The sequence below is a fragment of the Agromyces sp. NSFZ genome, from assembly GCF_056156205.1.
The window spans coordinates 3,126,600-3,145,634 of record NZ_CM149585.1; the positions used below are offsets into that span (position 1 = coordinate 3,126,600).

The 19,035-nt window shown below is 69.5% G+C and carries 15 protein-coding genes; 5 read left to right on the top strand and 10 right to left on the bottom strand.

Going from position 1 to position 19,035, the window contains the following annotated elements; genetic code table 11:
* Positions 1-74: 74 nt before the first annotated feature.
* Positions 75-1,178 carry an ABC transporter ATP-binding protein gene (locus tag ACVFI9_RS14825; RefSeq protein ID WP_474762971.1) on the top strand — a complete coding sequence of 368 codons (1,104 nt, stop codon included), beginning with the start codon at positions 75-77 and terminating at the stop codon, positions 1,176-1,178.
* Positions 1,179-1,276: 98 nt separating this feature from the next.
* Here the strand turns inward: ACVFI9_RS14825 and ACVFI9_RS14830 are convergent, their stop codons facing one another.
* From ACVFI9_RS14830 to ACVFI9_RS14870, 9 genes are all read right to left on the bottom strand, one after another.
* The gene (locus ACVFI9_RS14830) at positions 1,277-1,513 is read right to left on the bottom strand and encodes a glutaredoxin domain-containing protein (protein WP_474762972.1); all 237 of its coding nucleotides are present in this window, start codon (positions 1,511-1,513) and stop codon (positions 1,277-1,279) included.
* Positions 1,514-1,547: 34 nt separating this feature from the next.
* Entirely contained in the window at positions 1,548-3,266 is a 1,719-nt protein-coding gene (locus tag ACVFI9_RS14835) for a sigma-54-dependent Fis family transcriptional regulator (protein WP_474762973.1), read from the bottom strand.
* A gap of 198 nt (positions 3,267-3,464) precedes the next feature.
* Positions 3,465-4,463 carry a 3-hydroxyacyl-CoA dehydrogenase gene (locus tag ACVFI9_RS14840; RefSeq protein WP_474762974.1) on the bottom strand — a complete coding sequence of 333 codons (999 nt, stop codon included), beginning with the start codon at positions 4,461-4,463 and terminating at the stop codon, positions 3,465-3,467.
* A complete protein-coding gene (locus ACVFI9_RS14845; RefSeq protein ID WP_474762975.1) occupies positions 4,460-5,755 on the bottom strand; it encodes an iron-containing alcohol dehydrogenase in 1,296 nt (431 codons plus the stop codon). Before ACVFI9_RS14845 ends, ACVFI9_RS14840 begins: the two co-directional genes overlap by 4 nt.
* Positions 5,755-7,272, bottom strand: a complete 1,518-nt coding sequence (locus tag ACVFI9_RS14850) for an NAD-dependent succinate-semialdehyde dehydrogenase (protein WP_474762976.1) — start codon at positions 7,270-7,272, stop codon at positions 5,755-5,757. Before ACVFI9_RS14850 ends, ACVFI9_RS14845 begins: the two co-directional genes overlap by 1 nt.
* Before the next feature lie 75 nt (positions 7,273-7,347).
* On the bottom strand, positions 7,348-8,352 hold the full coding sequence (locus tag ACVFI9_RS14855; RefSeq protein WP_474762977.1) for an ABC transporter permease: 1,005 nt from the start codon (positions 8,350-8,352) through the stop codon (positions 7,348-7,350).
* Positions 8,352-10,907: an ATP-binding cassette domain-containing protein gene (locus ACVFI9_RS14860; protein WP_474762978.1), complete on the bottom strand. Its 2,556-nt coding sequence runs from the start codon at positions 10,905-10,907 to the stop codon at positions 8,352-8,354. The genes ACVFI9_RS14855 and ACVFI9_RS14860 overlap by 1 nt, the downstream gene beginning before the upstream one ends.
* A gap of 25 nt (positions 10,908-10,932) precedes the next feature.
* Positions 10,933-11,652, bottom strand: coding sequence for an SDR family NAD(P)-dependent oxidoreductase (locus ACVFI9_RS14865; RefSeq protein ID WP_474762979.1), 720 nt, complete (start codon positions 11,650-11,652; stop codon positions 10,933-10,935).
* Positions 11,653-11,768: 116 nt separating this feature from the next.
* Positions 11,769-12,914 (bottom strand): substrate-binding domain-containing protein, encoded by a 1,146-nt coding sequence (locus ACVFI9_RS14870; RefSeq protein WP_474762980.1) that lies wholly within the window; start codon positions 12,912-12,914, stop codon positions 11,769-11,771.
* A 429-nt stretch (positions 12,915-13,343) separates the two neighbouring features.
* On the opposite strand from ACVFI9_RS14870, the gene ACVFI9_RS14875 reads away from it, so the two are divergent.
* Genes ACVFI9_RS14875 through ACVFI9_RS14885 form a run of 3 tightly spaced genes read left to right on the top strand, consistent with a single transcriptional unit; the run spans position 13,344 to position 16,710 of the window.
* Positions 13,344-14,273: an alpha/beta hydrolase gene (locus ACVFI9_RS14875; protein WP_474762981.1), complete on the top strand. Its 930-nt coding sequence runs from the start codon at positions 13,344-13,346 to the stop codon at positions 14,271-14,273.
* A gap of 41 nt (positions 14,274-14,314) precedes the next feature.
* On the top strand, positions 14,315-15,940 hold the full coding sequence (locus ACVFI9_RS14880; RefSeq protein ID WP_474762982.1) for a flavin-containing monooxygenase: 1,626 nt from the start codon (positions 14,315-14,317) through the stop codon (positions 15,938-15,940).
* Positions 15,940-16,710: an SDR family NAD(P)-dependent oxidoreductase gene (locus tag ACVFI9_RS14885; protein ID WP_474762983.1), complete on the top strand. Its 771-nt coding sequence runs from the start codon at positions 15,940-15,942 to the stop codon at positions 16,708-16,710. The genes ACVFI9_RS14880 and ACVFI9_RS14885 overlap by 1 nt, the downstream gene beginning before the upstream one ends.
* A 77-nt stretch (positions 16,711-16,787) precedes the next feature.
* Here ACVFI9_RS14885 and ACVFI9_RS14890 read toward each other — a convergent pair whose 3' ends face one another.
* Entirely contained in the window at positions 16,788-17,480 is a 693-nt protein-coding gene (locus tag ACVFI9_RS14890; RefSeq protein ID WP_474762984.1) for a GntR family transcriptional regulator, read from the bottom strand.
* A 115-nt stretch (positions 17,481-17,595) separates the two neighbouring features.
* On the opposite strand from ACVFI9_RS14890, the gene ACVFI9_RS14895 reads away from it, so the two are divergent.
* The gene (locus tag ACVFI9_RS14895) at positions 17,596-18,915 is read left to right on the top strand and encodes a DUF4032 domain-containing protein (protein ID WP_474762985.1); all 1,320 of its coding nucleotides are present in this window, start codon (positions 17,596-17,598) and stop codon (positions 18,913-18,915) included.
* Positions 18,916-19,035: the final 120 nt, after the last annotated feature.

Here is a 19,035-nt window from a genome sequence, read left to right on the forward strand (position 1 = left end):
CCGCCGAAGTCGACGTATTCCCATTCACTACGGATCGTCCGGCACGTACCTGCCGGTGAAGGAGAAGCACGATCATGGCATCAGTCACGTTCGACAAGGCCACCCGTCTGTACCCAGGTGGCACCCGTCCCGCCGTCGACAAGCTCGACCTCGAGATCGCCGACGGCGAGTTCCTCGTCCTGGTCGGCCCCTCCGGTTGCGGCAAGTCCACGTCGCTCCGCATGCTGGCGGGTCTCGAGGAGGTCAACGAGGGCAACATCTTCATCGGCGACCGCAACGTCACCGACGTGCCCCCGAAGGACCGCGACATCGCCATGGTCTTCCAGAACTACGCGCTGTACCCCCACATGACCGTTGCCGAGAACATGGGCTTCGCGCTCAAGATCGCGGGCGTCGGCAAGGACGAGCGCGCCGCGCGCGTCCTCGAGGCCGCGAAGCTGCTCGACCTCGAGCCCTACCTCAGCCGCAAGCCGAAGGCACTCTCGGGCGGCCAGCGGCAGCGCGTCGCCATGGGTCGCGCGATCGTGCGCCAGCCGCAGGTGTTCCTCATGGACGAGCCGCTGTCGAACCTCGACGCGAAGCTGCGCGTGCAGACCCGTACCCAGATCGCCTCGCTGCAGCGTCGCCTCGGCGTCACGACCGTCTACGTCACGCACGACCAGACCGAGGCCCTCACCATGGGCGACCGCATCGCGGTGCTGAAGGACGGCGTGCTGCAGCAGGTGGGCACGCCGCGCGACCTCTACGAGAAGCCGAACAACGTCTTCGTCGCAGGCTTCATCGGCTCGCCGGCCATGAACCTCTTCCACGCCGACCTCGTCGAGGGCGGGGTGAAGTTCGGCACCGCGACCGTGCCGATCGACCGTGAGATCCTCGCCGACGCCGAGGGCAGCACGATCGCCACCATCGGCGTGCGCCCCGAGGACATCGTGGTGTCGCCGAACGAGGGCGAGGGACTCGCGGTCGACGTCGACCTCGTCGAGGAGCTCGGCGCCGACGGCTACCTGTACGGCCACTCGACCGTCGAGGGCAAGCGCACCGACATCGTCGCCCGCGTCGACGGCCGCCTGCACCCGAACGCCGGCGAGCGCGTGTACCTCACGGCCACGCCCAACCACGTGCACCTCTTCGACGCCGAGTCGGGTGAGCGCCTGACGGACAAGGCCGTGGTGAGCTGACGGCCTCGCCTCGCATGAGCCGGATGGCGCCGGTCGGGCTTCGGCCCGGCCGGCGTCGCCGTTCCGGGGCTGTCGTCGCTCGATGCGGCTCTTCCGCCTTACGCCGCTCGCTCGGCCAGGGCCTCGGACAATTCCTCGTCGCTCGGCTCGACCAGCACTCTGCCCGACGGCACCACCACGACGGGCACACTCGAGACGCCGCTCATGGCTGTCGCGTGCTCACGCGCCTGGCCATCGGCGAGCACGTCGAAGAAGCGGTACTCGATGCCCACGGCGTCGAGCAGGGCTCGCGAGCGCTGCGTGTCGGTGCAGTCCAGTTTTCCGTAGACGGTCACGTCGGCCAATGTCATCCCTTCCGCCGGCCGGGGTTCAGCCCAGCCGGTACGCCTTCATCTTGCGGTACACCGTGGCTCGTGAGACGCCGAGGATGTCCGCTGCCTTCACGCGATTGCCCTTGGCGTCCTGCAGTGCCTTTCGGATCGCCTCGAGCTCCACGCGTTCGATGAGCGTCAGGTTCTTGGCGCTCTGCATCGCGGCCGGCAGATCGGACGCCTCGACCGTTCCCGAATGTCCCGCGGTGAGCTGGAGCACCAGTTGGCGCAGTTCCTTGACGTTGCCGGGCCAGCCGTAGGCTTCGAGCAGGCGCATGGCCTCGGGCTTCACGTCGAGACGCGTGTTCGGCGCCACGACGACCGCGATGCTGGCGAGCAGGTCCCCGAGGTCCGACGCACGTTCGCGAAGCGGCGGAACCCACACCACGCGAGCGCCGAACTTCAGCTCGATCGCCTCGACGTCGTCGCGCTGCTCCGTGGTCAGCGTCATGGTCGTCGTGGCCCCCGCCGGCCGGGACTCGATGATCGCGCGCATGCCGTCGAGCGCGGGAGGGTCGAGGGTCTCGATGCCGCGCACCACGACGCGCTGGTCGATCGCCATCGCATCGCGCAGGTTCGTGAGCCATTCGCGTGAGCCGATGATGTGCCGTTCCGCCGCGTCGATGAGCACGGTCCGCGGCGGCACATGGCCGGCGCGGAACGGGGCGCCCAGGGCGAGCGAGGTCTTGCCCACTCCCACCTCGCCCGCCAGCACCACCGGCTCGGGCAGTGCCTGCAGGTGCTCGACCTGGTTGACCAGGGCGAGCCAGTCCGACGAACGACCGGCGATCGCCGGAGCGGGAGCCGACGCGGTTGCTCGCGACCGCCGGGCGAGGCCGTCGCCGACCACGACCACGTTGTTCCCCCGCCCCACGGCGGTGAGGTCGAGCGAGGTCGGGCCGGAGGAGAGCTCGACGACGTACCGACCGCTCGCACGGCCCTCCTCGCTCACGTCCCGCAGCACGGCGAGGTCATGCGGGGTGAGCTCGTTGGCCTGCTCGCTCTGGATGAGGACGCCCTGCGGTCCGAATGCAACGACCGGCATCGTGCGCTTGCGGGCGCGGTCGAGGAATACGTTGAACATGAGGCGGGTATCGGGATGCTCGACGGAGAGCACGTGCTGCTCGAGTTGGGCCGTCATCGACTTCACGAGGGGCTTGAGGAGGTCGGTGCGGGGCGTGAGGTCGCACGAGAGGGTGACGACGGCGAGCAGGTTGCGGGTGATGGGGTGCAGCACGGGCGCGCCCGTGCACACCGCGTCCTGGTAGATGTCCGCGAAGTGTTCGGATCCACGGATCTGCACGGCCCCGCCCGTCGCGACGACCGTGCCCACCCCGTTGGTGCCGACGACGTTCTCGGCGAGCACCGCACCGCGGACCGTGCCGACGCCGTCGAGGTGGCTGCGCGATTGCCGATCCTGCACCCAGCGCTGCAGGATCTGACCCCGCGAGTCGGCGAGCAGGAGCGCGAGTCCGGTACCTTCGAGATCCTCGGCGAACCGGTTCATGGGCGCGCCGAACATGTCCAGCAGGTGCTCGTCGAGGAGCGACTCGGGCACGTGCGGGACCTCGCTCACGCGCCCGGGATCGCCGAGCGCGGCCTGGGAGCGGCGCCAGGACTGCACGATGTCGGCCGTCGACGACGCGGAGGCGCGCTCGAGCTGGAGGATCTCCTCCTTGAGCGCCTGCGTGCGTCCGTGGTCGAAGTCCTGCGTCATCGCAGCCACCCAGCCGCGCGCCGCCGAACTCGCGTGCGATGGCGGTCGGTGAGTTCCGCGTGCAGGTGCTCGGTGAGGTGGGTCATGCTGGGGGCCATCCGTTCCGACATCGTTGTCAACGCGACTCGAGGGGATTCGGCAATCGCGTAATACGGTCCTACGAGATTAGGTGAAACGTCCTCACCAAGCAATTCCGCGTCACGCCGCGCTCCCGGCCGTGTCGCGGGCGGCGTCGCGACCGGCCTCGCGGGCGGGGCCGCGGTCGATGAGCGCGGAGAGGCGCATCAGCTTCCGGTCGCGCCAGGCGACCCGGTCACCCCACAGCGCGAACGGAAGCAGCGACCGGCGCTGCCGCACGACCTCGCCGACGAGCTCCGGCGTCCACGGATCATGCTGCCCTCGCTCCTCCCCCATGCGCTCGTAGGCGGGTCCCATGGTCTCGGCGTGGGTGCCGATCCCGCCGCGCGTGTTGAGGTCCACCGTCTCGAACGGCCCGATGAACGCCCATCGGCGGCCCAAGCCGCTGCGCATCACCTCGTCGATGTCGTCGACGGATGCCACGCCGTCGCGTACGAGGCAGTACGCCTCGCGCAACACCGCGCCCTGGAGGCGATTGAAGATGAAGCCCTCGACCTCGCGGCGCACATGCACGGGGCGGAGGCCTGCAGCACGATAGATCTCCCCCGCACGTTCGAGGGTCTCGTTCGACGTGGACGGCGACGGCACGAGCTCGATCACCGGAATCAGGTACGGCGGGTTGCCCGGATGCGCCACGAGCACCCGATCGCGCGCCGGCGTCACCGTCGCGAAGGCGCTGGCGACGATTGCCGAGCTCGAGCTCGCGAGCACGGCATCGGGCTCGCTGAACGAACCGAGCAGGCGGAACAGCTCCTGCTTCACCTCGAGTCGCTCGGGGGCGCACTCCTGTACGAGGCATGCTCCTTGCAGCGCCTCGAAGAGGATCTCATGGAACGAGACGCGCGCGAGCACCTCGCTCCGCGGCTCGTCGAGGAGTCCCTCATCGGCGAGCATCGCCAGGCGTTCCTCGAGCTCGCGGCGCGCCCTGAGGAACGCTTCCGGCATGGCATCCCACACCCGCACGGCGAAGCCCGCCGTGGCGAACCGGATCGCGAAGGCGACGCCGATCGAACCGGCACCGACGATGCTGACCGGTCGGGACGCGGCGTGGGAATTCACAGGCCCCACCAGCTCCGGTCGTCGGCGTACCCGCGCTCGAGGATCTCGACGGCGGCCTCCTTCGTGATCTCGCGCGGGTTGTTCGCGATGAGCCGGGTCGACAGGAGCGACTGCTCGGCGACCCGTTCGATGTGGTCCCGCTCGAGACCGAGGTCGCGCAGGTTCAGCGGCACGCCGAGCGCCGCGAGCAGCTCCTCCACGCGCAGGATGGCGGCCTTCGCGTTCGCGAGCTCGTCGGCTTCACCGTCGGCCACGCCGAAGATCCGCGCCATCTCGGCGAACTCCGCCACGCGGGCGGGCAGGTTGAAGCGCATGATGTACGGCAGGAGCGCGCCGACGCCCATGCCGTGCGCCGTGTGGGTCAACGCCCCGATGGGCGACTGGATCGCATGCGCGCTCGCGGTGCCGGCCGTGTTGAGCGCCATCCCCCCGCAGAACGCGCCGAGCATGGTGTCGGCGCGAGCCTGCAGGTCGGACGGATCGGCCACGACTCGCTCGAGCGAGCCGTTGAGCAGGCCGAGTCCGGCCCGGCAGTACATGTCGGTGAGCAGGTTCTTGCCTACGTACAGGTGCGCGTCCATCTCCTCGGGCGTCGGGTTCTTGGCCCGGTCCGTGAAGGTCTCGATCAGGTGCGATAGGGCGTCGGCGCCCGTCGCGGCCGTCAGCCCCGGCGGGCAGGTCAGCGTCAGCTCGGGATCGACGACGGCCGTGTGGGCTTCGAGATGCGCGCTCGCCACGCCCACCTTGACCTCGCGTTCCTCGTCGAAGACCACGGCGATGCAGCTCACCTCGGCGCCGGTGCCGCCCGTCGTCGGCACGGTCACCACCGGAAGCACGGGACCGGGCACCAGGTTCTCCCCGTAGTAGTCCCGGATGTCCCCGCCACGCGCGAGCACGAGCGCCGCGACCTTGGCCATGTCCATGCAGCTGCCACCGCCGAGGCCGATGACGACCTCGACCCCTGCCTGTCCGAAGCGCTCCTGGAGCTCGAGCACGTTGGCCCTCGGCAGATCGGGAGCGACCCGGTCGTACACCGTCACGGTGACCCCCGCGGCCTCGAGGCCATCGCGGATCTCGGCGAATTCGGCGGTGGTGCCCATGCGCTCGTCGGTGCAGATGAGTACCGATCGACCGAGGGGCGCCACGATGTACGGCAGCTGCCGCCGCTGCCCTGGGCCGAAGAACACGGCCCTGGGCTGGCGCAGCAGGCCCAGCCCGAGGTCGTTGTCGATGCCGGCGGGCCGCCCCAGCGGGGCCGAGGCGATGAGGTCGTCGATGCTGGTGACGTTCATCAGCGCAGCCCCGCCGTCTCGTCGATGGTGAGCGCGATGTACTTGGGCTCGAGGAACTCGTGGATCCCGTCGTGCCCGCCCTCGCGTCCGATGCCCGACGCCTTGACGCCGCCGAACGGCGCGGCCGGGTCGGCCATGATGCCGCGATTGACGCCCACCATGCCGAAGTCGAGACGCTCGGCGAGGGTGACCGCTCGCGAGAGATCACGCGTGAACAGGTACCCCGACAGTCCGTAGTGGGTCTCGTTGGCGAACGCGAGGGCCTCCTCCACCGAGTCCACCGTGTAGAGCGCCGCCACGGGAGCGAACATCTCGTCGTTGCAGAACTCGTGTGCGTTCTCGTGGAATCGCAGCACCGTCGGCTCGAAGAAGAACCCGGGCCCTGCCATCGGCGATCCGCCGGTCAGCACCTCGGCGCCCACGCTGCGGAAGTCCTCGAGAAGGCTCACGACCCGGGAGCGTTGGCGCTCGGAGATGATCGGGCCGACGGCCACACCCGGATCGAAGCCATCGCCGACCCGCAGTTCCTTCGTGCGCGCGACGAACTTCTCGGTGAACTCGTCGGCGATCGCACGGTGCAGGATGATCCGGTTGGCGGCCACGCACGCCTGGCCCGCGTTCCGGAACTTGCAGAGGATCGCGTGCTCGACGGCGAGGTCGAGGTCGGCGTCGTCCAGCACGATGAACGGTCCGTCGCCGCCGAGCTCCAGCGAGGGGTTGATGATGTGATCGGCGGCCTGGCGGAGCAGCTGGCTGCCGACGCCGGTGGAACCCGTGAAGCTCACCTTGCGCAGTCGCCGGTCGGCCATGAGCCCCGCTGAGACGGCCGGCGATTCGCTCGTGTGCACGAGGTTCACGACGCCTGGCGGGAACCCGGCATCCTCGAGGGTCTTCACGAACAGCGCGGCCGTGAGCGGGGTCTCCTTGGCCGACTTCATGACCACGGTGCATCCGGCGGCGAGCGCCGCCCCCGCCTTCCTGGCCGACATCAGCATCGGGAAGTTCCACGGGGTGACGAGGAAGCTCGGACCGACGGGCTGGTGCGTCTCGATGACCCGGTAGCCGCCGGGCGAACCCTCCTGGTAGGTGCCGTGCAGGTGGGCGATCTGCTCCGTGAACCACAGGAAGAAGCCCGACGAGAGGGCGAACTCCGCGGCGGCCTCGGCGCGGGGCTTCCCGCTCTCCAGCGTCATGACGTCGGTGAACGCGTCCGCCCGCTCGAGCAGCAGGTCGTGCGCTCGGTGGAACAGGTCGGCCCGCGCGCGCGGCGCCCAGTGCCGCCAGGAGTCGGCCGCCGCGACGGCTGCGTCGAGCGCCGCGGCGGCCTCCGCCGGGCCTCCGTCGGCGACCTCGGCGATGATCGTGCCGTCGGCCGGGTTCGTGACCGGGATCACGCGCTCGGTGGTGCGCCACTCCCCGGCGATGTGCAGTCCCGTCGGGACGAGGTGTCCGCGCAGGGTGGTCACCGGCACGGCGCCGACCCTCGCGGTCGGGTCGAGAGTCGTGGACTCGGGCATTTGGTACTCCTTGGATCGAGTTCGGGTTGGCGGGTCGCCGGTGGCACTGCGGGAATGCCACCGGTGTCGCCGGGTCTAGGTCAGGGCGGCCTGCGTCCGGCGTGCTGCGAGGCTGCGGGCGAGGACCGGCACGAGCTCCCGCAGCAGCACGACCGCGAGCAGCACCGCCGCCTGCGCCACGAGCTGGAGCGGCTCGGGCCATCCGACCGCCCGCAGCAGCTGGCCGAGCTGGGTCAGGAACAGCGCGGCCACACCGGTCGCGACGAGCGCGGAGCGGCCGCCGGTGAGGGCGGCACCGCCGAGCACGACCGCGGCGACGGTCGGCAGCAGGTAGCTGTCGCCGAAGAACAGCGGCGGGGTGGTGACGTATCCGGTGTAGAGCAGTGCCGCGATCCCGTAGGCCGCTCCGGCCAGCGCGTACGACATCGTCTGGTAGAGCACGACGCGCATGCCGACCGCCGTCGCAGCGCGTTCGCTCACGCCGATCGCGGTGAGCCGACGGCCGACCACGGTGCGTTGCGAGACGAAGCCGGCGACGACGACGACCACGACGGCCACGATGAGTGCGTTCGGCACCACGCCGATCTCACCCTTGGCGAAGTCGGCGAGCCCCTTCGGGGACCCCGCCGGTGTGCCGTTCGAGATGGCGAACACCGTCCCGAGGAGCACCGCGTTCATGCCGAGCGTCACCACGAGGGGCATCACGCCGAAGTACGTGACGACGATGCCGTTGATGAGGCCGGCGAACGCCGGCAGGACGATGGCGGCGAGCACGGCCAGCCACGCGGGCCAGTGGTGCCACTGCGGCAGTCCCGACACGAGCGTCGCGCCGAAGGCCATCATGCCGGGAACCGAGAGGTCGAGGCCGCGCTGCTGCACCACGAGCGCCTGGCCCACCGAGGCGATGGCGAGCACCGCCGCGAAGGGCAGCATGCCGAGCACGGCTGCGCCGCTGAGGCTGCCGGGGGCGACGAACGGGCTCACCGCGAACAGGGCGATCGTCGCGACCCAGATCGCGGCGGACCCACCGGAGAACAGGCGTCGCCGCAACGCGTCGGTCTTCACGTCGATCGTGCTCATCAGTTCTTCCCGATTCTGCGCAGCTGCGCGTAGAGGATCGCGGCACCCATGGTGATGACACCGGGGAGCCAGTAGCCCCAGGCGCCCGAGAGGCCGAGGAAGGTCGGTGCGCCGAGCACCTGGGCGACGAGGATTCCCGCGGCGATGATGCCGATGAACGAGCCGCGGCCGCCGAAGATGCTCGTCCCGGCCAGCACCACGACCGTGACGGAGGACAGGGTGAAGGCGAGCCCGGGCCGCCCGTCGCCGATGCCGATCTGCGACATGAGGATGACGGCGGTCGGCATGACGAGCAGGGCCGTCACGACGTACGAGACGAGGCTCACCCGGTTCGGGTCGATGCCGAGCCGTGCCGCCGCGTCGCGTCGCGACCCCACGGCCCGCAGCTCGACGCCCCAACGGCTGCGGCGGAGCGCCCATTCGAGCAGCAGCGCGATCAGGACCGCGAAGATCAGGGAGACGGGCACGAAGCCGATCTTGGCGAGCACGACGTTGGTGAGGGTACTGGAGATGATGCCTCCCGGGGTGCCGCGCAGCATGAAGAGGATCCCCTGCAGCGCGAGCGCGATCGCCAGCGTGACGACGACCGGATTGAGCGCGAACCGCGTCACCAGGAAGCCGTTCACGAAGCCCACGGCCAGCGCGGCCGCGATCATGAGGCCGATGCCGATCATGAGGTCGCCCCCGTCGATCACGAAGAACGACGCGATCACGACCATGAAACTGAGCAGTGGTCCAACCGACAGGTCGAACCCGGAGCCGAGCACCACCACCTGCTGGGCCGCGCCGATGAGGATCATCATCGAGGCGGCGAACAGCACGTTGCCGAGACTGAACGGCGAGAAGTACGCGGGGTTGGATGCCCCGATCAGGGCACCCAGCAGGAGGATGACGAGACCGAGCACCGCCGCGGGCGAGTGGTCGCCGCGCAACCAGTTGCGCAGGCGACCCGACCTGCTCGTCGTGACGGTCTCGCGTTTCCGCACGGTCGTGGCGGTGAGCGCGGCGCGCGCGATGCCGGCCTCGGTCACCTCGTCGCCGTCGAGCTCCGCCACGATGTGCCCGCGCGACATGATGAGGACGCGATCGCACAGGCCTTCGAGTTCGACGCCGTCGGAGGAGAGGAGGACGACGGCGGCACCGTCGTCCGCGGCGCCGCGGAGGATCTGGTAGATGTCCACTCGGGCACCGGCGTCGACGCCCTGCGTCGGCTCCTCGGCGAGGAGGACACGCGGCTCCGCGAGGAGCGTGCGCGCGAGCACCGCCTTCTGCTGGTTGCCGCCTGAGAGCGAGGAGATGGGTGTCCGCGTCGACGGCGTCTTGATCGCCTGTCGGCGGATCTGCTCCTGAGCGACTCGTTCGACCGCCGCATCCCGAACCACGCCGGCGCGCGACACCTTGCGGAGGACCTTCATGGCGATATTCTCGCCCACGCTCAGCGGCAGGAAGACGCCTTCGCCGTGGCGGTCGCTCGGCACGTAGACGGCACCCGCACGCGAGGCGGCCACGGGGCTGCCGAGCCGCACCCACTCGTTGCTGATGCGCACCGAGCCGGTGGCGGGCTCGACGCCGGCGAGCGCCCGGATCAGCTCCTCCTGGCCGTTGCCCTGCACGCCCGCGAGGCCGACGACCTCGCCCGAGCGCACCGAGAAGGAGATGTCGTGGAAGTGCCGGCCGCTGAGGCCGCTCACGACGAGCCGCTCCTCCGTCCCGACCGAGCCGACCTCGGACCCCTTGGGTGGGAACACCGTCTCGAGGGCCCGTCCCACGACGAGCTCGATGATGTCGGCCTCGCTGACGTCGGCGGCCGCGAAGGTGCCACGCACGCGGCCATCGCGGAGGACGGTGATGCGATCGGCGATCTCCTTCACCTCGGGGATCCGGTGCGAGATGTAGACGACGGCCGCGGAGTCGGCGGTGAGCTCGCGGACCCGGCGGAAGAGGCGCTCGACCTCCTCGCGGTTGAGGTGCTCGGTCGGCTCGTCGAGGACGAGCACGCGCGGCTGGAGCACGAGGGCCTTGGCGATCTCGACGACGAAGCGCTGCTCGACCGACAGGTCCGAGACCCGCGAGCGGGCGTCGATGCCCATCTGCCAGGGGTCCAGCGCCTGCTGGGCCCATCCGGGCGCCCGCCGGAGGCCGCCGCGCCGGGTCAGGCCCGCGCCGATCGCCATGTTCTCCGCCACCGTCAGGTCGGGCAGGAGCGCCGGGTCCTGCCGGACGATGCCGAGTCCGAGTCGCCGCGCCTCGTCGGGCGAGGCCGTCGACAGGACACTCCCGGCGATCTCGACTGTACCCGTGTCGGGCGCGAGTGCGCCCGATGCGACGGCCATCAGGGTGGACTTGCCGGCACCGTTCTCGCCGACGAGCGCGTGCACCTCGCCGGGCACGACGTCGAGGTCGACATCGGTGAGCGCCATGACGCCGGGGAAGGTCTTCACGATGCCGCTGAGGCGGAGTGCACTCGCGGCGGCGGCGGGAGAGGGAGCGGGAGCAGGCTCCGGCGACGACGCCGGCGGGAGGCTCGCGGTGAGAGAGGTCTCTGTGTTCGTCATGGGACGCATCCTTTGTCGGAGTGGTCTACTGCGCGAGGTAGCCGCCGTCGATGACGAGCTCGGCGCCCGTCATGAAGCTGGACTCGTCGCTGGCGAGGAAGAGCGCGCCTGCCGCGATCTCCTCAGGGCGCCCTGCGCGGCTCATCGGGGTCATCGACACGACGTAGTCGTTGACCGCGGCGTCCTGCGCATCGGTCAGCGGCGTCGCGATGAAGCCGGGGTGGAGTGAGTTCACGCGGATGCCCGTGGTGGCGTAGGTGATCGCCGCGTTCTTGGACATGTTGCGCACGGCGCCCTTGGTGGCGTGGTAGGCGTGCGCGCCGGCGACGGCGCCGTTGCCCCAGATCGACGAGACGTTCACGATGGATCCCGCCCCGCGCTCGAGCATCGAGGGGATCACCTGACGGAGGCCCAGGAACACGCCGGTCTGGTTCACCGCCACGACCCGCTCCCAGTCGGCGAGGGAGAGCTCGTCGACGGCCTCGTAGGCGATGATGCCCGCATTGTTGACGAGCACGTCGATGCGGCCGTGCCGGTCGAGGACGGCATCCACGACGCGCTTCCAGTCGCCCTCGTCGGCGACGTGGTGCTGGAAGTAGAGGATGTCCGGACCGAGGTCGTGGTGAGGTGACTGACTGGTGGCGATGACGGTCGCGCCCTCACGGGCGAACGTCTCGGCGATGGCGCGGCCGATGCCGCGACCGGCGCCCGTGACGATGGCGACTTTGCCGTTGAGACGGTTCATGGAATTCTCCGGTCTGGCGTGACGAGCCCGGCGGGCATCGTCGAGGGGAAGCTTGCGTTCGGGGGGGCGGTGCCGGGCACGGAAGTCCGTACCCGGCACCGTGGGCGTCCGCTCGATCAGTCGAACAGCGCCTTCAGCTGGTCGACCGAGAGGCCCGACGAGTTGATGGCATCATTCGGCAGGTCGGTCTCGCAGACCGGCTGCTGGTTCGGGTCGGTCGAGTCCTCGATGATCTCGAGGTCGTAGCTCGACGGCTCGTCGTTCGGCAGGTTGTTGAAGGCCGCGAGCCCCTTGTGCAGGGCCGGAAGCACGACCCAGTTGCGCGACGACATCGTGGCGACCTGGAACGAGGGCTGCGAGTCCTTGTACTGGTACCACAGGCATGCGAACTGGTTGGAGTCGTTCGCCGACCACACCGGAACGGGCTTGCCCGCCTCGACGAAGGCCTCGATGCCGCCCACGGAACCCCCGCCGTAGTCGGCGACGATGCCGTCGATCTGGCCGTACTTGGTGATGAGGCCGGCCATGACCTGCTTGGTCTTGCCGGGCTCCCAGCCGGTGTCGACCGGCACGTCGCCCATCTCCTCGTTGAGGAGCGTCACGCCGGGGTTCTCCTCGACCGCGCGCTTGGCGCCCGCGTACACCGCGGCGGAGTAGGGGTTGCCCGCCTGGCCGCCGGTCATGATCAGGTTGCCCTCGCCGCCCATCTGCTCGATGGTCCACGATGCGAGGCCGTAGCCGTACGTGTCCACGTTCTCGGAGACGCAGTCGACGTAGTCGACACCGGGCTCGCCGCCGGGGCAGGCCACGATCGGCACGAACTTGACGCCGGCCTGCGTGGCCTGGCGGATGGTCGGCAGCAGCGCCTCACCGCCGTCGGTGAACGACACGATGATGTTGACACCCTGCGCGACGAGCGAGTTGATGTCGCTGATCGCCTTCTGGGTGTCGGCCTGGGCGTCGGTGTAGAGGATGTCGGTGATGTTGTCGCACTTGGCGGCCTCGGCCTCGAAGAGGGCCCGAGTCGTCTTGCGCCACGAGTTGCCGCCGAAGCCGTCGGCGAAGGCGACCTTGATCGGCTCGTCGCCGCAGAACTCCGAGATGTCCGCGATCTGGCTCTGCAGGCCGGCCGTGCCGACCTCGTAGGTGAGCTGTTCCTCCCCGCCGCCGGCGGTCGAGGTGGCCGGCGTGGAACATGCGCTGAGCACGAGCGCGCCGGCGGCGAGCAGTGCCGCGAGCGACAGTTTGCCCTTGGTGTTCATGTGTGGATGTCCGTTTCTCCCGTTGGGGTGGGGTGCGGATCGAGCGCTCTGCTCGGGCCGCGCTGTGATGTCCCCGGGGTGCGGCAGGTTCCGGATGTCGCTCCGGTCGTCGTCGTCGACGAGTGGTCGTCGACGTTGACGATGCCGCGTTCGGGGCCCAGGGTCTCTCGATGCGTCGGAACCGCTGCGGGGTCGCCGACCGGGTCCGAACCGAGGCCGACGCCCCGGTGATCTTCATGGTTCCAGCCGCGAACGGCGCGATCGTGCGTCACGTTGCGACGAGGGTGACTCACTTTGAGACAGCCCGAGACGGCGCCCGAATCGCCGTGCAATCTGAACTCGTGGAGTCGCCCTCCACGTCAGAACTCGACGGTCTCGACGCTGAGCACACGGCGCCGACCGACACACCCTTCGCATTGGAGCACGAACATGTCGTCACCGAAGCCGACCGACCTCCTCGGGGAGGTCTACGCCCACTGGATCGAGCAACTCGGCCTCATCCCCGCACCCACGACCGAGCTGCTGCGGCTCATCTTCGATGACTGGCAGCGCGCGACCGCCGAGCCCGAGGGCGTGACGTACCGTCACACCGAGATCGGCGGCGTGCCGGGCATCCTCGTCATGCCCCTCGACGCCGACCCGAACCAGATGCAGATCCTGCTGCATGGCGGCGGCTTCGCCCTGGGCTCCTCCGCGTCGCACCGCAAGCTCGCCGGCCACCTGGCGAAGGCCTGCGGCAGCTACAGCTTCGTCGCGGATTTCCAGCTCGCGCCGGAGTCCAAGTTCCCGGCGCAGATCGGCGACGGCGTGAGCATCTACCGCGCCCTGCTCGCCGACGGATTCCGTCCCGAGGACATCACTCCCGTGGGCGACAGCGCCGGCGGCAACCTCGCGATCAGCATGACGTTCCAGCTCATGCGCGACGGCCTCCCGCTGCCGGGACAGGTCATCACGATGTCCCCGTGGCTCAACATGGAGAACGACGGCATCACCATCGAGACCAACGACGCCACCGACTTCCTCATCACCCGCGAGGGCCTCCAGGGCAACATCGACCGCTACATCGCGGGAGCGACCGAACCGACGAACCCGATGGCGAACCCGCTCTACCAGGACTTCACCGGGTTCCCGCGGCTCTACATCACGGCCGGCGACATCGAGTCGCTCTACGACGACAGCGTGCGCCTGCACCAACTCGCGCGCGACGCCGGCGTGGACGTCACGTTCTCCGTCGGCCAGGGGATGCAGCACGTGTTCCCGTTCCTCGCCGGACGCCACCCGCGCGCCGACGAGGAGGTCGCCAGCATGGGCGCGTGGTACCGCGAGGGCCGCGCCGCAGAAGACCGGAACGCAGCTTGACGCGCCCGCCCCGGCGCGACTCATCACGAAAGGAAATCCCAATGTTCAAGAAGGAATACGACGCCATCGTCATCGGAGCCGGGTTCTCCGGCTTGGCGATCCTCCATCACCTGCGCGAGATCGGACTGGACACCATCGTCGTCGATGGCGCCGACGGTATCGGCGGCACCTGGTGGATCAATCGCTACCCGGGCGTGCGCACCGACAGCGAGTTCAGCTACTACTCGTTCTCGTTCTCGAAGGAGGTACGCGACGAGTGGACCTGGACCGAGCGGTACCCCTCCGGTGAGGAGGTGCTCGAGTACCTCAACTTCGTCGCCGACCGGCTCGACCTGCGCAGGGACATCCGTCTCGGCTCGTGGGTCGAGAAGGCGGTCTACGACGAGAACCGCAATCGGTGGGACGTGACCCTCGCCGGCGGCGAAGTGCTCTCGGCCAAGTACCTGCTCTCGGGCATGGGCGTGCTCTCGCAGCCGATCTGGCCCGCCATCCCCGGCCGCGAGAAGTTCCAGGGAACAATGGTGCACGCCGCGCGCTGGCCGCATGAGGGCGTCGACCTCGCCGGCAAGCGTGTCGGCCTCATCGGCCTCGGCGCCTCCGGCATCCAGATCACGCCGGCCATCGCCCCGGAGGCGGGTGAGCTCTTCGTCTTCCAGCGCACCCCGAACTTCATCGTCGAGACGAACAACGACCCCGTCACGCCCGAGCAGATGCAGTACGTCCGCGACACCTACGACGAGATCTTCGAGCGCGCCGCGAACCACCCGTTCGGCGTCGACATGGTGCCCGCGCAGTTCAGCGCGCTCGAGGTCGACCCCGAGGAGCGCCGGCGCATCTTCGAGGGCAAGTGGAACGAGGGCGGCTTCCACTTCGCCAACGAGTGCTTCAACGACCTCGCCACCAACCACGAGTCGAGCGAGCTCGCCTCGGAGTTCATCCGCTCGAAGATCCGCGAGATCGTGAAGGATCCCGCGACGGCCGAGCTCCTCTGCCCCAAGGGCTACTCGTTCAACGGCAAGCGCGTGCCCACCGGCTTCCGGTTCTACGACACGTTCAACCGGCCGAACGTGCACCTGGTCGACACGAAGTCGACGCCCATCACCGAGTTCACCGAGCGCGGCCTCAGGGTGGGCGACACCGAGTACGAGCTCGACGTCATCATCGCGGCAACCGGCTTCGACGCGATGACCGGCACGCTCACCAACTTCGACATCGTCGGGCGTGACGGCCTCGTGCTGCGCGACAAGTGGAGCAGCGGCATCCGCTCCAACCTGGGCATCTCGATGAACGGGTTCCCGAACCTGTTGCTGTCCCTCGGGCCGCAGACGCCGTACTCGAACCTGCCGGTGCCCATCCAGCTCGGTGCGCAGTGGATGGCTCGTGCCATCGACTTCGCCGAGCGCAACGGCATCGAGGTCATCGAGGCCACGCCGGAGTCGGAGGAATGGTGGGCTCAGGAGGTCGACCGCGCCGGCAAGGCGACGGTGATGTACTCGGAGGGCCAGAAGGCGAAGGCCTGGTTCTTCGGCGAGAACGTGCCCGGGAAGCCGAAGGAGTTCCAGGTCTACATGGGCGGCGGCCAGGTGTACCAGCAGTTCTGCCGTGAGGCCGAAGCCGACGGCTACCGGTCGTTCCGCGCCACCGAGCTGCTGAAGGCGACCGCCTGATGGGTCGGCTCAACGGCAAGGTCGCCGTCATCACGGGCGCCGCATCGGGCATGGGCCGGGCGACCGCCGAGCTCTTCGTGGCGGAGGGCGCCACGGTGGCGGTCACCGACTTCAACCCCGAGCTCGGCGAGCAGGTGGTCGCGGCCATCGAGGCTGCAGGCGGTACCGCCGCGTTCTGGGGGCTCGACGTCACCCGCGAGGCCGAGTTCGCGCGCGTCTACGGCGAGATCGGCGCTCGGTTCGGCACCATCGACGTGCTCGTGAACTGCGCCGGCATCATCGGCGTGGACAAGCCCACGCACGAGCTCACCGAGTCCGAATGGGACGCCCTCTTCGCGGTCGACGTGAAGGGCGTCTTCTTCTCCACCAAGCACGCCGTGCCGTACATGATCTCGCAGCGGTCGGGTTCGATCATCAACTTCTCATCGATCTACGGTCTCGCCGGCAACGAGGAGTTCACGGCCTACCATGCCGCCAAGGGCGCGGTCACGATGATGACCAAGCAGGATGCCGCGGTGTACGGCGAGTACGGGATCCGGGTCAACTCGGTGCACCCGAGCACGGTGCTCACCCCGCTGGTGGAGGGCATCGCCGCGGAGTTCCCCGGGGGGCTCACGGAGTACGAGAAGGTCAACACCCGGGCGCAGTCGATCCGTCGGCTCGGCAAGCCGATCGACGTGGCCTGGGCGTGCGTCTACCTCGCCTCCGACGAGTCGACGTGGGTGACGGGCGTCAACCTGCCGATCGACGGCGGCTTCATGGCTCGCTGAGCCACGCGTCGGGGGCGCTCTGCGGACGGAGCGCCCCCGACGACGGCCCAGCGGCCCCGAGGCGGGCCCACGCGGACTCAGGCCGACTCGAACCTCGCGAGCCAGCCGCAGTACTCGCGCCGCGCCACCAAGGCGGCGCTTCGCACGTGCTCCTCGCACGTGCGGCGGGCATCTGCCGGGTCGCGATCACGGGCGGCGGCGTCGACGATGCGACCGAACTCCAGCATCGAGATCGCGACGCGCTCGGCGTCGCGCAGCGCGAGATTCCGGAACAGGCCGATCCGGCGATGGACGCCGTGCACGTGGTCGCGCAAGACCGGGTTCCGGGCGCCATCGAGCATGACCTCGTAGAACGTCTCCTTCGCCCGCTGCCGCGATGCGGGCGTCCCGGCAAGATAGGTGGCGCTCATCCGGTCGTAGTGGGAGATGAGCCGCGCGGCCGCCTGATCGGGCGCGCGCTCGGCGAAGAGCTCCCCCATGAGCCCCTCGAGCGACGCGCGCACCTCGTAGAGCGCGACGATCTCGGATTCTTCGAGGATCGTGACGATGGGACCCCGATTGGCGAGCATCGTCACGAGACGCTCAGTCTCGAGCTGCCGCAGAGCCTCGCGCACGACCGTGCGCGAGACGCCGTAGCGGTCGCACAGGGTCGCCTCGAGAAGCCGATCGCCGGGTGGCAGGTCGCCGGCCAGGATGTCGCCGCGGAGCGCGTCGACGACCTGCGCGCGCAGCGGCGCCGCCTGGGGCGTGATGCGACGTTCGGCGGACATGACGACGACTCCTCGGCTCTCGGGATCGGAACAGCCTATCCACCCGCGCTGCGAGTCGACTCAGCATCGCCCCCGACACGGGAGTGGAGAGGACGCCACGATAGGCTCGACCCTCGTGAGCGGCTCACTTTCGATCACCTCGGCCATGGCCGACCCGGCCCTGCTCGACCTCCCGTGGGACCTGCCCCTCGAGGCCTGGCCGAACGACACCATCGCCGCGCTGCCGAAGGGCATCTCCCGCCACCTGGTTCGCTTCGCGCACCTCGCCGGGCACGTCGTCGCCATCAAGGAGACGACCGCCGAGATGGCGAAGGGCGAGTACGAGATCCTGCGCACCCTGCAGCGCCTCGAGATCCCCTGCGTCGAGCCGGTCGCCGTCATCACGAATCGAACGGATGCCGAGGGCGACGCGCTGAAGCCCGTGCTCGTCACCCGCCACCTCCGGTTCTCGCTGCCGTACCGGGCCCTGTTCTCGCAGACGCTGCGCCCCGACACCGCGACGCGCCTCGTCGACGCGCTGGCGGTGCTCCTCGTGCGCCTGCACATCGTGGGGTTCTTCTGGGGCGACGTGTCGCTCTCGAACACCCTCTTCCGCCGGGATGCGGGCGCGTTCGCCGCGTATCTCGTCGATGCGGAGACCGGCAAGCTCTACGAGGGCGGACTCTCCAACGGGCAGCGCGAGAACGACCTCGAGATCGCCCGCGTGAACATCGCGGGGGAGCTGCTCGACCTCGAGGCCGGCGGGCGGGTGGCCGACGAGCTCGACCCCGTCAACATCTCGAACGGCATCGTGGAGGCCTACCGCAGCCTCTGGAAGGAGCTCACCGGCTCGGAGTCCTTCTCATCGGCGGAGCGATGGCGCATCAACGAGCGCGTCAACCGGCTCAACGACCTCGGCTTCGACATCGAGGAACTCGCCATCAAGACGGACGAGTCGGGCACCACGGTTCGCATCCAGCCGAAGGTCGTCGACGCCGGCCATCACCAGCGGCGCCTCCTCCGCCTCACGGGCCTCGATGCCGGAGAGAACCAGGCCCGGCGCCTGCTCAACGACCTCGACTCGTACCGGGCCTCCTACGGCAAGTCCGAGCTCGACGAGGAGATGGTCGCCCACGAGTGGCTGATGCGTGTGTTCGAACCCGTGGTCCGAGCCATCCCGCTCGACCTTCGCGGCAAGCTCGAACCCGCGGAGGTGTTCCACCAGCTCCTCGAGCATCGATGGTTCATGGCCCAGCAGGCGGGGCACGACATCCCCCTGGCCGAGGCCGTCTCGTCGTACGTCAACAACGTGCTGCGGCACCGCCGTGACGAGGCGACCATGATCGGCCCGTCGACCGGCACCATCACGACGGCCATCGACGTCGTGGCACCCGACACGTCGGCCATCGCCGTCGTCGACCCCGACGACGAGGACGACTGGCGCCTCAAGGTCTGAGCGCGGCATCCGCCATTTGACCGCCTCCGGTGTTTCCGTTCCCGCGTGAGGTGCTCGTTGCGGCGGCCACCGCACGCGGGAACGGAAACATGAGCGGCCGCGGCCCAGCCGCGCGCGGCT

What these genes read in the sequence shown, in the direction of transcription:
- ACVFI9_RS14890 (WP_474762984.1), bottom strand. Translation starts at nt 17,480, where the DNA reads ATGTCCGCCGAACGTCGCATCACGCCCCAGGCGGCGCCGCTGCGCGCG.
- ACVFI9_RS14865 (WP_474762979.1), bottom strand. Translation starts at nt 11,652, where the DNA reads ATGAACCGTCTCAACGGCAAAGTCGCCATCGTCACGGGCGCCGGTCGC.
- ACVFI9_RS14845 (WP_474762975.1), bottom strand. Translation starts at nt 5,755, where the DNA reads ATGAACGTCACCAGCATCGACGACCTCATCGCCTCGGCCCCGCTGGGG.
- ACVFI9_RS14860 (WP_474762978.1), bottom strand. Translation starts at nt 10,907, where the DNA reads ATGACGAACACAGAGACCTCTCTCACCGCGAGCCTCCCGCCGGCGTCG.
- ACVFI9_RS14825 (WP_474762971.1), top strand. Translation starts at nt 75, where the DNA reads ATGGCATCAGTCACGTTCGACAAGGCCACCCGTCTGTACCCAGGTGGC.
- ACVFI9_RS14875 (WP_474762981.1), top strand. Translation starts at nt 13,344, where the DNA reads ATGTCGTCACCGAAGCCGACCGACCTCCTCGGGGAGGTCTACGCCCAC.
- ACVFI9_RS14850 (WP_474762976.1), bottom strand. Translation starts at nt 7,272, where the DNA reads ATGCCCGAGTCCACGACTCTCGACCCGACCGCGAGGGTCGGCGCCGTG.
- ACVFI9_RS14885 (WP_474762983.1), top strand. Translation starts at nt 15,940, where the DNA reads ATGGGTCGGCTCAACGGCAAGGTCGCCGTCATCACGGGCGCCGCATCG.
- ACVFI9_RS14835 (WP_474762973.1), bottom strand. Translation starts at nt 3,266, where the DNA reads ATGACGCAGGACTTCGACCACGGACGCACGCAGGCGCTCAAGGAGGAG.
- ACVFI9_RS14880 (WP_474762982.1), top strand. Translation starts at nt 14,315, where the DNA reads ATGTTCAAGAAGGAATACGACGCCATCGTCATCGGAGCCGGGTTCTCC.
- ACVFI9_RS14870 (WP_474762980.1), bottom strand. Translation starts at nt 12,914, where the DNA reads ATGAACACCAAGGGCAAACTGTCGCTCGCGGCACTGCTCGCCGCCGGC.
- ACVFI9_RS14855 (WP_474762977.1), bottom strand. Translation starts at nt 8,352, where the DNA reads ATGAGCACGATCGACGTGAAGACCGACGCGTTGCGGCGACGCCTGTTC.